Raw genomic sequence first — 12,051 nt, 5'->3', positions numbered from 1 at the left:
TAGGCCGGGTACGCCTCAACTCAACCCCTCAACCCGGTGATGAACCGCTGCACGCTTCGGGTCAGCGATCGCGGGACATGGTCGGGATCCATCAGCTCGTTCTCCGCCAGTGGGCCCGCCTCATCGGCCACGGTGCCCTCGGTGAACGGCCGCAACGTCTTGCCCTCGCCGCGGAGGGCCTCGACGGCCCCGAGGACCGACCCTCGTTGGCGCGTCGCGTCTTCGAACTCACCGACCGACACGCCGAGGTGTTCGGCCACCAATTGACTTCGCAGCGCGGTGATTTGGGCGCGCACGCGATCGTCGTTGCTCGCCGGTGCCGCCTCGATCGCCAGGTCACACTCGCTGTCGAATCCCATCGACCGGTTGTTGAGATTCGACGAGCCGATGCGCAGGAACCTGTCGTCCACCACGACTACCTTCGAGTGGACGTAGATCGGCGCCCCGCCGTCCGTCACCGGCCAGTAGATGCCCAGTCTCCGGTGCTCGTCCGCGGCCCACAGCACCTGGATGAGCCGGTGACGGGCGGAGTCCATCGTTCCCCGCTCGAGGGGGTTGTTCCCCCGACGGGCAATGACGATGACGATCTCCGGCCCGTCGTCTTCCTTCAGCCGAGCCGCCAGCGCATCAACCACGCGCCGGGACGCCAGATACTGGTTCTCCAGATAGATCGAGTCCCGTGCCGCCGCGATGGCCGCAAGGTTGAGCGCCTCGACCTGCCGAGTCTCGGGGCGACGGCCGAGTTCCGGCAGGGTCAAAGCGATTCCCACGTCGACGTCGCGCAGCGCCGGCTCGAGTTTGCTGGGCCACGCGGTGTGCTTGGCGGTGACCGGATCCAGCGACTGCTTGGTCGCCGTCTGCCACCGCTGAAGGGCTTGCTCGCCGAGTGCCCGCGCCGCTGCGCCGTCGACCGCCGCGGCGACGTCGTGCCGCGGCCCATAGCCGCGTCCCAACGTCCTGCGGACAGGACCGTCATGGTCGTGCGCGCGTGTGTCCCATCGGTCGACGGTGAGGTCGATCCCGCCGCAGAACGCCACGGAATCGTCGACGGCCACGATCTTCTGGTGATGGACGGAGCCGGTGGGATGGGCCCCGTCGATCGCGAAGTGGATTCGCCTGCTGCTGATCTGGTTTACCAGCGCCACCGGGGTAAGCCCGAACCAGATGCCGTCGAAGGCCGGCAACAGACGCAAGTTGGACTTCAACAGGTAGATCTCGAGCGCGGGCCGCTTCCACAGCATCCAATAGAGAAAGGCCCCGAGCTGATTCGGGCCCGGGAGAGTCTTGACGCCCCGCTCGAACGTCGTCCGGGCGTCGAAATCCCAACCGATCAACACGATCCGGTGCCGGGCCCGCAACATCGCCGTCTTGACATGCTTGAAGTAATCGGCCGCATCGATGATGTAGGCGCACCGATCGGCGCGCTCCACACGCCAGCACGTTCGTCCGGGGATCAACAGTTGATCGCTGCTCACGCCGAGCTCTCAACGAGGTTGATGGTTCGGCGCGGGCATAAGCCTTGTGTACCACACCCGGGCGGTGCGGAAATGTTTGCTTGGCGGGCCGCACGAGGCTGGCACGACAACGGCGAACTTCTGTACCAGGATGGGGTGGTGCGGATGCTTCTCCTGCTGGCGAGCTTCGCCGCCGTCATCGGTGCGGCCACGCCCGCTCAGGCCGATCCAACCGGCAATCCCGATGCGAGCTTCTTGGCGGCGCTCGATCAGGCCGGCGTTCCCTACAAGGACGGCGCCGTCGCCATTCGGGTCGGCAAGAAGGCGTGCGAACTGATGGACCAGGGCCATTCCAAAGCCGACGTCATCCAGAGTGTGTCCTCGGAGAACGCCGGCTTCACGGTGTCGGACGCCACCAGTTTCACGACCAGCGCGGTGAGCGCCTACTGCCCCCAGCACATCGGGGAACCGAACACCGAGCCACCGCCACGTCCTACCGACACCGGGATGTTCCCCTGGATTCCATTCCCGCCGCCCGGTGCGGCATAGGGCAGGGCCCGGGGTTCGCCGCACGGCTGGCAGAAGGCGGCCCGGCCCGACAGGATGGTCAGGATGTGGCCTGACTGGTGGATGATCGCGCTGGGTCTCCTGAGCGCGTTTGTGGTGATCTGGCTGGTCCTCGCCGCCACCTTCTGGCTGCTGAGACCCAAGGCCAAGTTGCAGGACCTGGTGCGCCTGCTGCCCGACGTGCTTCGACTGCTCAAACGCCTCGCCACCGATTCCGAACTGCCGCGGCGGGTCCGAGTCGTCCTGGTCGGGCTGATCGCCTTCGTCGTGTCGCCCATCGACCTGATACCGGATGCCATCCCGGTGATCGGATTCGCCGACGACGTGGTCATCGTCGGTCTGGTGCTGCGCTGGATCAGCCGCATCGCGGGACCCGATGCGTTGGCCAGGCACTGGCCAGGCACACCCGACGGCCTCGCCACCCTGTGTTGGCTGTGCGGGCTGCCCGACCCCGCGGTGGAGTGACCCGCCCGTTGCGGTGAACCCGTGCGCGAAGGCGCGGTTTGCTCCTAGGCTGCCGGGCATGTCAATCGACCGAGCGGCACTTCTGGCGGGCAGTATCCGACTCACCTCCGGCGTCTGGTTCCTCGTCGACCCCTTGAGCGCGAACCGATTCTGGGGCGATCCGGAGGAACCGTCGCCGCCGGCGCGACTGTTGTTGCGGTCCATGGGATATCGCGACGCGCTGATCGGCGGGCTGCTCGCCGCGGCGGCGCTGCGCGGCAAGAACACCCGCGGCTGGTTCCTGGCGTCGGGCGGTGCGGACGCGGCGGACCTGCTCGGCGGCATGAGTGTCCATCGGGAGCTGAGGCCGTCGCAACGGATCATCGGCCTGGGAGGTGCCGTCGTCGGCATCGGCGTCGGCCTTTGGGGCGCGACGCGCCGGACCACGCGGCCGAGCGAAGAGCCGGCGCCATAACGCCGGTCACCGATCGCGGCCAAGCTGTACCGGTCCGAGGTAGATGCGGTTGACTGGGCGCCATGGGTCTAGGCGTACTGACATTCGTAACCGATGAGGGCATCGGCCCGGGCGAGCTGGGGCAGGCACTGGAAGAGCGTGGATTCGAGTCGCTGTTCCTCGCCGAGCACACCCACATCCCGGCGGGCGACGTCACGCCCTACCCAGCAGGGGGTCCCATCCCGCCGAAGTACTACCGCACCCTGGATCCGTTCGTGGCGTTGACCGCCGCGGCTGCCGCCACCGAGCGGCTGGTCCTGGGCACCGGCATCGCGCTGGTTCCCCAGCGCGATCCCATTCACACTGCCAAAGAGGTGGCGTCGCTGGATGTGGTGTCGCGGGGCCGATTCCGGTTCGGCGTGGGTGTGGGCTGGCTGCGCGAGGAAATCGCCAACCACGGGGTCGACCCGTCCGTTCGGGGACGGGTGGTTGACGAGCGGCTGGACGCGATGATCGAAATCTGGACGCACGAAAAGGCGGAGTTCCACGGCGAATTCGTAAACTTCGGGCCGATCTACAGTTGGCCCAAGCCGGTGCAGAAGCCCTATCCGCCGCTGTACTTCGGCGGCGGGCCCGGGGGCTTCAAACGCATCGCCCGGCTGCATGCGGGTTGGCTGTCGATGACACCGTCGGCGGACGTCTTGGCCCCGCAATTGGAGCAACTGCGCGACGTGGCCGGTCCGGATGTGCCGGTGATCAGCTTCCATGGCGGCGAGCCGGCGGCCCAAGAACTCGAGGGTTACCGCGCTCTCGGGTTGCAGCACCTGCTGGTGGAACTGCCCACCGAGCCGCGCGACGAGACGCTTCGGCGCCTCGACGAGCTGCGGGCCGAGTCCGCCAAGTTGGCGTAAGCCTAAGTGCCGCAAAAGGTTTGGTACTTGCCGAAGTCTTCCGGGGCGGGACTGGCGTAGCGTTCCAGGCCCGGCCGTTCGTCATAGGGGGAGGTCACCGCGGCGAGGAGCTGCTCGAGGGGGCCCAGATCACCCGCGGTCGCGGCCGTCAGCGCTTCCTCCACCAGGTGGTTGCGCGGAATGTAGACGGGGTTGACCCGGTCCATGACGTCGGCGTCGGGACGCAGCGCTTGCCAGCGCGACAGCCACGCGTCGAAGCCGGCGAGGTCGGTGAACAAGCCCCGCGCGGGCTCGGTGTCGCCGCGCGCCGCTCGGCCGAGCTGGCGAAAAAACGAGGTGTAGTCGACGTGGCTGTCCTTGAGCAGGGTGAGCAACTCGTCGACCAGGGCGGCCGAGGCGCTGGCCCCGACGTCGGGTAGACCGAGTTTGGCGCGCATCCCGGACGACCACACGGCGTCGTACTCCCGCTGGAAGACCCCGAACGACGTCTCCGCGAGCGCTACCGCCTGCTCGACATCGTCGGAGAGCAGCGGAAGCAGCGTCTCGGCGAACCGGGCGAGGTTCCAGCCGGCGACGACCGGCTGATTGGCGTACGCGTAGCGCCCCCAGAAGTCGATCGAGCTGAAGACCGTGTCGGGGTCGTAGGCCTCCATGAAGGCGCACGGCCCGTAGTCGATCGTCTCGCCGGAGATCGTCATGTTGTCGGTGTTCATCACCCCGTGGACGAACCCGATCAGCATCCACCGCGCGACGAGCGCGGCCTGGACGGCGACCACCCCCTCGAACAACGCGAGGTAGGGCCGTTCGGCGTTCGCCGCGCTGGGATGGTGGCGGGCGATCGCGTGATCGGCGAGGCGCCGCAGCAGGTCGATGTCGCCGGTGGAGGCGGCGAACTGGAAGCTGCCGACGCGCAGGTGGCTGCTGGCCACCCGGGTCAGCACCGCCCCGGGCAGCTCCGCCTCGCGCAGGACCGGGCGGCCGGTGCCGACGACGGCCAACGATCGCGTCGTCGGGACCCCGAGCGCATGCATCGCCTCGCTGACGACGTACTCGCGCAGCATGGGACCCACGGCCGCCAGGCCGTCGCCGCCGCGCGCGAACGGTGTCGGCCCGGAGCCCTTCAGGTGGATGTCGCGGAGGCGCCCGTCGCCGTCGACGAGCTCGCCGAGCAGCAGGGCGCGGCCGTCGCCCAGCCGGGGCACGAAGCCCCCGAACTGATGCCCGGCGTAGGCCTGGGCCACCGGAACGGCGTCGCTGGGAAGCAGATCGCCCACCAAGAACCGCAACCCCTCCGGGCTTCGCAGCCACCCGGCGTCCAGGCCGAGTTCCGCCGCAAGCCGCTCGTTGAAGGCGAGCAATCGCGGCTCGGCCGGCGGTTCGGCTTGCCACCGGACGGCCATCTCCGGCAACGCGCGGAAGAACCGGTCCTGGAGAGCAACGGTTATATCCGGGGCGACACTCACCTCAACGAGCCTACGGCGAATTACGAGCCGAGGGCCTGCCCGATGAGGTCGCGGGCGCGGTCGAGCATCGACGCGAACGGTCCGAGAGCAAAGTTCATCTTCGCCGACTCCACGCCAGGGTGCGGGTGGGTCGGCGCGATGGCCTGAGCCGCGCGCACCGCCGCGCCCATCCGCTTGAGGTCGGCGTTGTCGACTTCCTTCTGCAGGACGGGGAACTCCTCGCTTTCCTCCTGCTGCGCATGCTCGAGCACGGCCTCGCGGAGCTTCTTGACCTCGTCGACGAACTGCTGCGAGGTGACGTCGAGGTCCTCGATGCTCGACAGCATCTCCTTGGCCTCGTGCTCCTCTTTGAGTCGGGCGTCGACGATCGCGTCACCGGCGTCGGCCTCCCGGCGCACGCGCGGGTGCACCACCATTTCCTCGGCTGTCTCGTGCACGGCCAGCAGTTGACGCAGCGTTGCGAACGGCTTTTCCCGTGCTTGGGGATCGGATGCGTGCAGCACCTCGTCGAACAGATCCTCGATGAGGTTGTGCTGCGCCTTGAGAAAAGCCACGACTTCCTCGGGCGATTGGACAATCATGTCGGCCATCGCCGATACCTCCAGTGTTCTGCGGATTTGGGATGCGCACTATGGGCTGTACGCGCCTTTGCCAGGCATACCCGCTGTACAACCGCCTAAACGACGCGGTGTCGGGGGTGCTGAGTGCCTGCCGCACAAGGCGTTTCGTTCGGGGGGGCGAATGGGTAGCCGCTAAAGAGGCGCTTTCGTGCCGATCCAATCAATCAACGCAGGAGGCGAATTCTTCGATGACTTCATCGGACAAGACGACGGTGCTGGCGCAGTTGCGCGCGCTTCATCAGCTGACCAACACCGAGATCCAGATCGCGGAAACCCGCGTCGCGCAGGCCCGTACCGAGGCCGTTCAGCGCGAGCTCACGCAGAACGCGTCCAACGCCCGCGAGCGGTCCGAGGCGATCGAGAAGGCGATCCGCGCGCTCGGCGGTGTCCCCGACATCGTCGGCCCGTTCCTAGGCAGGGCGGCCGCGGCGGTCAAGGCCCTGACCGAGCAGGCTCAACCGTTCGACGAGGCGCTCCTGGGCGACCTCGCGCTGGAAGATCAGTTGCTGGACCGAAGCCGGTACCTGAAAGCTCTGGCCGTCGCGGCCGAACTTCCCGAGATCGAGAGCCTCGCGACGCGGCTGATCACGGCGCACTCGGCGACCGTGGACTGGCTGACGACCGTGCTGGCCGAAGACGCGCTCGGCGGTCCGGCCGCGCTGCGCCGCACGCCGCTGCAGGCCGCAGCCGGCACCGCGGTGAAACTGGTCAACCTGCCGGTCGAATGGTCGGTTCGGGGCGTCGACAGGGCGGCGGACGCGCTGCGCTCGGCCCGCCCGACGTTCGACGAGCTGGTAAGCCGGGGTACGCACGCCGGTGACGTGGCGACCCGGGCGCTCGCCGCGTCGCGCAACGCCGCACTCGAGGCGGCCGAAAAGGTCACCCGGAACGAGGGGGCCCGGCAGACGGCCGACGCCCTGCACGCGGCGCGCGCCGCTGTCGGAGTTCTCGACGCCGACGAGCTGCCCATCGCCAACTACGACGAGCTCAACGTCAGCGAGGCCGTCGCCGAGGTGAAGGAGCTCGCGAATCCGAGTGACGTGCGGGCGATCATCGCCTACGAAGAGGCGAACAAGAACCGCCAGCGGATCGTGTCGGCCGCCCAAACGCGTCTCGCTGCGATCGCGCAAGACGTCGTCGGCATCAATTAGCCGAGCAGTTCAACGCAAGGCCGCCCGGGCGAGGGTTTCCTCCGCCCGGGCGGCCCGGCCTTTCTGTGCCCGGGGGCATTCCCAACCGCCCGTTTGGGGACATCGCTACGGTTAAGGCACCAGTCCGCTATCGATAATCACGAGAGACGAATGTACGACCAGGTCAACAGCAGCGCGACGGAGCCCGACGACGTCATCGGCTACCGCATCGATCCCGTTCTCGCCCGGAGTTGGCTCTTGGTCAACGGTGCGCACGCCGACCGGTTCCAATCCGCGGCGCACTCCCGGGCCGACATCGTCGTGCTCGACATCGAGGACGCCGTCGCGCCCAAGGACAAGCACGCCGCCCGCGACAACGTGGTGAGCTGGCTGGGCGCCGGCAACACCGACTGGGTCCGCGTCAACGGTTTCGGCACCCCGTGGTGGGCGGACGACCTCGCCGCGCTGTCCGGCACACCGGTAGGCGGGGTGATGCTGGCGATGGTCGAATCGGTGGACCACGTCACCGAGACCGCGCAACGGCTGCCCAACGTACCGATCGTGGCGCTGGTAGAAACGGCCCGGGGCCTGGAGCGCATCACCGAGATCGCCGCGGCGAAGGGCACCTTCCGGCTCGCCTTCGGCATCGGCGACTTCCGCCGCGATACCGGTTTCGGGGAAGACCCCGGCACGCTGGCCTACGCCCGGTCTCGCTTCACCATCGCCGCCAAGGCGGCGAGCCTGCCCAGCGCCATCGACGGACCCACGATCGGCTCCAACGCACTGAAATTGATCGAGGCCACCGCGGTTTCCGTGGAATTCGGGATGACGGGCAAAATCTGCCTCACCCCGGACCAATGCGGCGTGGTGAACGAGGGCCTGTCGCCATCGCAGGACGAAATCTCTTGGGCGAAGGAGTTTTTCGCCGAATTCGAACGCGATGGGGGAGAGATCCGCAACGGATCGGACCTGCCGCGGATTGCGCGGGCCACCAAGATCCTCGAGCTGGCCCGCGCCTACGACATAGAATCGTCTGACTTCGACGACGAAGAACGGGATCATTCACCCGCGCCGTCGGACACCTATCACTACTGAGCGGCAAAGCGGGTCCGGGATGAGTCTTGTGGTGGATTTTCATTTCGACCCGATGTGCCCGTTCGCCTATCAGACCTCGCTCTGGATCCGGGACGTTCGCGAGCAACTCGGCCTCACCATCGACTGGCGTTTCTTCAGCCTCGAGGAGATCAACCGGTCCGAGGGCCAGAAGCACCCCTGGGAGCGGGAGTGGTCCTACGGGTGGTCGTTGATGCGGATCGGCGCGCTGCTGCGCCGAACGGACATGGCGTTGCTCGACCGCTGGTACGCCGCCATCGGACATGAGTTGCACACGCTGGGCGGCAAACCGCACGACCCCGAGGTCGCCCGCCGCCTGCTCGGCGACCTCGGCGTGGAGCCGTCGCTCCTCGATGCGGCCCTCGACGACCCGACCACCCACGACGAGATACACGACGACCACCAACGCGTCGTCGACGCCGGTGGCTATGGGGTGCCGACGCTGTTTGTGTTGGGGCAGTGCTTGTTTGGGCCGGTATTGGTGGACCCGCCGATCGGGCCGGAGGCCCTGACGCTGTGGAACGTCGTCACCGGCATGGCGGAGTTGCCCCACGTGTACGAGCTGCAGCGCCCCAAGTCGCCCGCCGACGCCGAGCTGATCGGCCGCGCGTTGCGACCTTATCTGGACGGCCGCGATTGGGTCAGCATCAACCGCGGTGAGGTCGTCGATGTGCAGCGCCTCACCGGCCAGGCCTAACCCGGCTTAGGCCGCGTGGCGCGCGATGGAGACCCCGATTCGGAATTCCACCTCGCTGACCGTGATCGCGGGGGCGCGCGGCGGGGCCGTGGATCGGTAGCTCTTGCCCGTGGGCGTCGTGAATTCTGCTGTGTGGGTGTGGTTTTCGTCGACAGCGGTGCCCACCCGCCAACCCGCACCTTCCTTGGCGTAGTTGCAACCCTCGCACAGGCCCAGGCCGTTGTCCGAGGTGGTCGGGCCGCCGTCCGCCCACGGTTGCGCGTGGTCGTTGTGTCTGATGGGCGCGTCGCAGTAGGGCGTGCGGCAGCGTTGGTCGCGCAGCGCGATGAATGCGGCCAGCCCGCGCGGAAAGATCCGTGCCCGTGACTCCATGGCCACCAGCGCCCCGGCCCCGGGGTGCGCGTAGAGCCTGCGCAGGGTCGCGCGCGAGCGCGGGTCGGTGATGGCGGCGCTGACCATCGCGCGCGCCACCGCCGCGGGGATGGGGCCGTAGCCGGAGAGGTCGGCCGGCGCGTTGTCACCGCCTAGCAGCGTGTCGTCGGAGAGCACCAGGTTGACGGCCACGGGGGTAGGGACCGCCGCGCTGCGGCCGGTGACCCGCTCCACCAAGGTGTCGGCCATCAGCTGCCCGCGCGAGCGCCCGTCGCCCCGGGTATCCGCCTCGCGGCGCAGCGCCGCATATACCGAAACCCCCTGGGCCACCGGCAACAACGCGGTGAGATACGTCATCGTGTCGGGCGCGGGCCGAATGGTGACCGTGCGCTCATTCTCCGCCCTGGCCGCACGGTCGACGACCGCGTGCGGATCCAGCCGATAGGCGATCGCCTTGGCGGCCGCGACTACCCGCGCGTCGCCCATGCCGTCCAGGTTCGCCGGCTCGCCGCACAGTTCGGCGTCCAGGGTTCGCCGGTCCTCGACGTCCAGGCAGGCGCTCTCACGCACGATCAGCGTCGCCCGCCATTCCGAGAGCAGTCCGCATTCCAGCGCCGCCAGCGTGTACGGCATCTCGTGCACGAGGGCTTTGGCGAAGCCGAGGTGGCGCCCGCCCCGCGCCGGGGCATCGCGCCGCGCGAGGGCGATTTCGGTGGCCACGCCCCGGCCGCGCCGTGCGGCGGGTAGGCCGGCGGCCGCCTCGGCACCTCGACGCGCCGCATCCAGCGCGGCCGTCGCGCGGGCCTGCCCGGCGGCGGCCGCCGACTTGGCCGCCTCCAGCTCCGCGATGCGCTCGATCAGCGCCGATTCATCGGCCGACGAGTCGACCGAGGCCAATTCTTCGAACATGTGTTCGACTATAGCGACGCCAGCCGACAAGTCCGCTTACGCTGGCGGTGTGGGCGCCGGGAACCGGATCCGGGTGGCGCGGGTCTACGACGACATCACCCCGGACGACGGCCAGCGCGTGCTGGTCGACCGCATGTGGCCGCGAGGAGTGCGCAAGGGCGACCCGCGGGTCGGGATCTGGTCCAAGGACGTCGCGCCGTCCAAGGACCTGCGCGAGTGGTATCACCATCGTTCCGAACACTTCGACGAATTCGCCGAGCGTTACGAAGCCGAGCTGAGCGACAGCCCGGCGCTGGAGGAGCTGCGCGCGCTGGCACGGCACGGCGTCGTCACCCTGGTCACCGCTACCCGCGACCCGGACATCAGCCACGCGGCCGTCCTCGCGGAGCTGCTGAAAAGCCACTGAACGCGTGAGACGATCGTGCGATGCGGCTGGGATTGCACGCCCTGGGGATCGGCGCCGGCGCCGATCGCGCCGTGATCGACGCCGTCGCTTCGACTGCGGACGATTGCGGTTTTGCCACGCTGTGGGCCGGCGAACACGTCGTCATGGTCGATCGACCCGCCTCCCGTTATCCCTACTCCGACGACGGCGTCATTGCCGTTCCGGCACAAGCGGATTGGCTTGACCCGATCGTCGCGCTGAGTTTCGCCGCCGCGGCCTCGTCCCGGATCGGGCTGGCGACGGGTGTGCTGCTGTTGCCCGAGCACAATCCGGTGGTGGTGGCCAAGCAGGCCGCGAGCCTGGATCGACTCGGCGGCGGGCGCCTGACCCTGGGGGTCGGCGTCGGCTGGTCGCGGGAGGAGTTCGCGGCTCTTTCGGTGCCGTTCGCCCGCCGCGGCGAGCGCACCGCCGAATACGTTGCCGCGATGCGCGCGGTGTGGCGCGACGATGTCGCCTCGTTCGACGGTGATTTCGTCAGCTTCGACTCGATTCGGGTCAACCCCAAGCCGGTTCGCGACCGCCACATCCCGATAGTGGTTGGCGGCAATAGTGATTCGGCGCTGCGGCGGGTGGCGACGTGGGGTGACGGCTGGTACGGCTTCAACCTCGACGGCGTCGAAGCCGTGCGTGATCGCCTCGCCAAGCTCGAGCGGCTATGCGGCGAGGCGGCGCGGGACCGTGGGGAGCTGCGGCTCTCGGTGGCGCTGCGCGATCCGAGCGTCGGTGATGTCGGCGCCCTCGCCGAGCTGGGCGTCGACGAACTGGTCCTCGTCGCGGCGCCCCCCGATCGCCCCGATGCGGCCGCCGAATGGGTTTCGGCCCTGGCCGAGCGGTGGATGGTGGGAGCGCCGGCGTGAGCGACGACCCCATACTGCCGCGGGAGTTGACCGACCTCCACGACGAAGTCCGCGCCGTCCCGCCGCCGCCCATTCCCACCCTGCCGGAGCCCTACGGGTTGCGGCTCGCCGATCCGGACGCCGACGCCGAGATGATCGCCGAGTGGATGAACCGGCCGCACCTGGTCGAAGCGTGGGAGTCCGCCTGGCCGCCGGCGCGCTGGCATCGATACCTGCGGGCGCAACTCGACGGCGGCTTCTCCCGCCCGTTCGTCGCCATGCTCGACGGGGTACCCCGTGCCTATATCGAGTTATACAGGGCGGCAAAGGATTCCATTGCCAACCGGTATGACAACGATCCCCACGATCTGGGCTTGCACGTCGCGGTCGCCGATCTGGACTACATCAAGCGGGGTCACGTCAGTTACCTGCTGCCCTACCTGGTTGGCAGCATCCTGGGTCTCGACCCGCAATGCCGGCGCATCATGTTCGATCCTGACCACCGCAACGTCCTGGCGCGTACGTTCTGTGAGCGGGGCGGCTGCGTCTTTCTCGGCGAGCACGAGATGTCCAACCGGCGAATGGCGCTGTACGCGCTGCCCCGCACACCCGACGACATTCCCCGGGGCGCTTGAC

At 68.5% G+C, this 12,051-nt stretch carries 14 protein-coding genes; 10 read left to right on the top strand and 4 right to left on the bottom strand.

The annotated features are described in order from the left end of the window. Window positions 1–20: 20 nt before the first annotated feature. Window positions 21–1,475, bottom strand: a complete 1,455-nt coding sequence (locus BRW65_RS05455; protein ID WP_073872105.1) for a phospholipase D-like domain-containing protein — start codon at window positions 1,473–1,475, stop codon at window positions 21–23. A gap of 72 nt (window positions 1,476–1,547) precedes the next feature. Between BRW65_RS05455 and BRW65_RS05450 the strand changes: the two genes are divergently transcribed. The 4 genes from BRW65_RS05450 (at window position 1,548) to BRW65_RS05435 (ending at window position 3,830) form a co-directional block, all read left to right on the top strand. Then, complete coding sequence (locus BRW65_RS05450; protein ID WP_084187719.1) at window positions 1,548–2,003, top strand: DUF732 domain-containing protein; 456 nt, start codon at window positions 1,548–1,550, stop codon at window positions 2,001–2,003. Between the two features lie 63 nt (window positions 2,004–2,066). Continuing rightward, on the top strand, window positions 2,067–2,486 hold the full coding sequence (locus BRW65_RS05445; protein ID WP_073872345.1) for a YkvA family protein: 420 nt from the start codon (window positions 2,067–2,069) through the stop codon (window positions 2,484–2,486). 58 nt (window positions 2,487–2,544) lie between these two features. Then, window positions 2,545–2,940: a DUF4267 domain-containing protein gene (locus BRW65_RS05440; protein WP_073872102.1), complete on the top strand. Its 396-nt coding sequence runs from the start codon at window positions 2,545–2,547 to the stop codon at window positions 2,938–2,940. A gap of 62 nt (window positions 2,941–3,002) precedes the next feature. Next, a complete protein-coding gene (locus BRW65_RS05435) occupies window positions 3,003–3,830 on the top strand; it encodes an LLM class F420-dependent oxidoreductase (RefSeq protein WP_073872100.1) in 828 nt (275 codons plus the stop codon). A gap of 2 nt (window positions 3,831–3,832) precedes the next feature. Here the strand turns inward: BRW65_RS05435 and BRW65_RS05430 are convergent, their stop codons facing one another. After that, window positions 3,833–5,293 carry a protein adenylyltransferase SelO gene (locus BRW65_RS05430; RefSeq protein WP_073872096.1) on the bottom strand — a complete coding sequence of 487 codons (1,461 nt, stop codon included), beginning with the start codon at window positions 5,291–5,293 and terminating at the stop codon, window positions 3,833–3,835. Between the two features lie 20 nt (window positions 5,294–5,313). Next, window positions 5,314–5,883 carry a hemerythrin domain-containing protein gene (locus BRW65_RS05425; protein WP_073872094.1) on the bottom strand — a complete coding sequence of 190 codons (570 nt, stop codon included), beginning with the start codon at window positions 5,881–5,883 and terminating at the stop codon, window positions 5,314–5,316. Between the two features lie 218 nt (window positions 5,884–6,101). Here BRW65_RS05425 and BRW65_RS05420 point away from each other — a divergent pair, with 218 nt between their 5' ends. The 3 genes from BRW65_RS05420 to BRW65_RS05410 all read left to right on the top strand — a co-directional run bounded on the left by BRW65_RS05420 (window position 6,102) and on the right by BRW65_RS05410 (window position 8,853). Next, complete coding sequence (locus BRW65_RS05420; protein WP_073872092.1) at window positions 6,102–7,064, top strand: hypothetical protein; 963 nt, start codon at window positions 6,102–6,104, stop codon at window positions 7,062–7,064. 150 nt (window positions 7,065–7,214) lie between these two features. Next, window positions 7,215–8,138: an HpcH/HpaI aldolase/citrate lyase family protein gene (locus BRW65_RS05415; RefSeq protein WP_073872090.1), complete on the top strand. Its 924-nt coding sequence runs from the start codon at window positions 7,215–7,217 to the stop codon at window positions 8,136–8,138. Between the two features lie 19 nt (window positions 8,139–8,157). After that, window positions 8,158–8,853 carry a DsbA family protein gene (locus tag BRW65_RS05410; RefSeq protein WP_073872088.1) on the top strand — a complete coding sequence of 232 codons (696 nt, stop codon included), beginning with the start codon at window positions 8,158–8,160 and terminating at the stop codon, window positions 8,851–8,853. A 6-nt stretch (window positions 8,854–8,859) separates the two neighbouring features. Here the strand turns inward: BRW65_RS05410 and BRW65_RS05405 are convergent, their stop codons facing one another. Further along, the gene (locus BRW65_RS05405) at window positions 8,860–10,134 is read right to left on the bottom strand and encodes an HNH endonuclease (RefSeq protein WP_073872086.1); all 1,275 of its coding nucleotides are present in this window, start codon (window positions 10,132–10,134) and stop codon (window positions 8,860–8,862) included. Between the two features lie 49 nt (window positions 10,135–10,183). On the opposite strand from BRW65_RS05405, the gene BRW65_RS05400 reads away from it, so the two are divergent. Genes BRW65_RS05400 through BRW65_RS05390 form a run of 3 tightly spaced genes read left to right on the top strand, consistent with a single transcriptional unit; the run spans window position 10,184 to window position 12,050 of the window. Further along, complete coding sequence (locus BRW65_RS05400; RefSeq protein ID WP_073872084.1) at window positions 10,184–10,540, top strand: DUF488 domain-containing protein; 357 nt, start codon at window positions 10,184–10,186, stop codon at window positions 10,538–10,540. A 20-nt stretch (window positions 10,541–10,560) separates the two neighbouring features. Next, complete coding sequence (locus tag BRW65_RS05395; RefSeq protein ID WP_073872082.1) at window positions 10,561–11,436, top strand: LLM class F420-dependent oxidoreductase; 876 nt, start codon at window positions 10,561–10,563, stop codon at window positions 11,434–11,436. After that, window positions 11,388–12,050: a GNAT family N-acetyltransferase gene (locus tag BRW65_RS05390; RefSeq protein ID WP_073872080.1), complete on the top strand. Its 663-nt coding sequence runs from the start codon at window positions 11,388–11,390 to the stop codon at window positions 12,048–12,050. Before BRW65_RS05395 ends, BRW65_RS05390 begins: the two co-directional genes overlap by 49 nt. The last annotated feature ends 1 nt before the right edge of the window (window position 12,051 follow it).

It is taken from the genome of Mycobacterium paraffinicum (assembly GCF_001907675.1).
In the GTDB taxonomy this organism is placed as follows: Bacteria; Actinomycetota; Actinomycetes; order Mycobacteriales; family Mycobacteriaceae; genus Mycobacterium; species Mycobacterium paraffinicum_A.
The sequence above is the reverse complement of the archived record's forward strand: the minus strand, read 5'-3'. Positions and strand labels throughout refer to the sequence as shown.

What these genes read in the sequence shown, in the direction of transcription:
- BRW65_RS05420 (WP_073872092.1), top strand. Translation starts at nt 6,102, where the DNA reads ATGACTTCATCGGACAAGACGACGGTGCTGGCGCAGTTGCGCGCGCTT.
- BRW65_RS05450 (WP_084187719.1), top strand. Translation starts at nt 1,548, where the DNA reads ATGTTTGCTTGGCGGGCCGCACGAGGCTGGCACGACAACGGCGAACTT.
- BRW65_RS05410 (WP_073872088.1), top strand. Translation starts at nt 8,158, where the DNA reads ATGAGTCTTGTGGTGGATTTTCATTTCGACCCGATGTGCCCGTTCGCC.
- BRW65_RS05445 (WP_073872345.1), top strand. Translation starts at nt 2,067, where the DNA reads ATGTGGCCTGACTGGTGGATGATCGCGCTGGGTCTCCTGAGCGCGTTT.
- BRW65_RS05435 (WP_073872100.1), top strand. Translation starts at nt 3,003, where the DNA reads ATGGGTCTAGGCGTACTGACATTCGTAACCGATGAGGGCATCGGCCCG.
- BRW65_RS05440 (WP_073872102.1), top strand. Translation starts at nt 2,545, where the DNA reads ATGTCAATCGACCGAGCGGCACTTCTGGCGGGCAGTATCCGACTCACC.
- BRW65_RS05395 (WP_073872082.1), top strand. Translation starts at nt 10,561, where the DNA reads ATGCGGCTGGGATTGCACGCCCTGGGGATCGGCGCCGGCGCCGATCGC.
- BRW65_RS05390 (WP_073872080.1), top strand. Translation starts at nt 11,388, where the DNA reads ATGGGTTTCGGCCCTGGCCGAGCGGTGGATGGTGGGAGCGCCGGCGTG.
- BRW65_RS05405 (WP_073872086.1), bottom strand. Translation starts at nt 10,134, where the DNA reads ATGTTCGAAGAATTGGCCTCGGTCGACTCGTCGGCCGATGAATCGGCG.
- BRW65_RS05415 (WP_073872090.1), top strand. Translation starts at nt 7,215, where the DNA reads ATGTACGACCAGGTCAACAGCAGCGCGACGGAGCCCGACGACGTCATC.
- BRW65_RS05425 (WP_073872094.1), bottom strand. Translation starts at nt 5,883, where the DNA reads ATGGCCGACATGATTGTCCAATCGCCCGAGGAAGTCGTGGCTTTTCTC.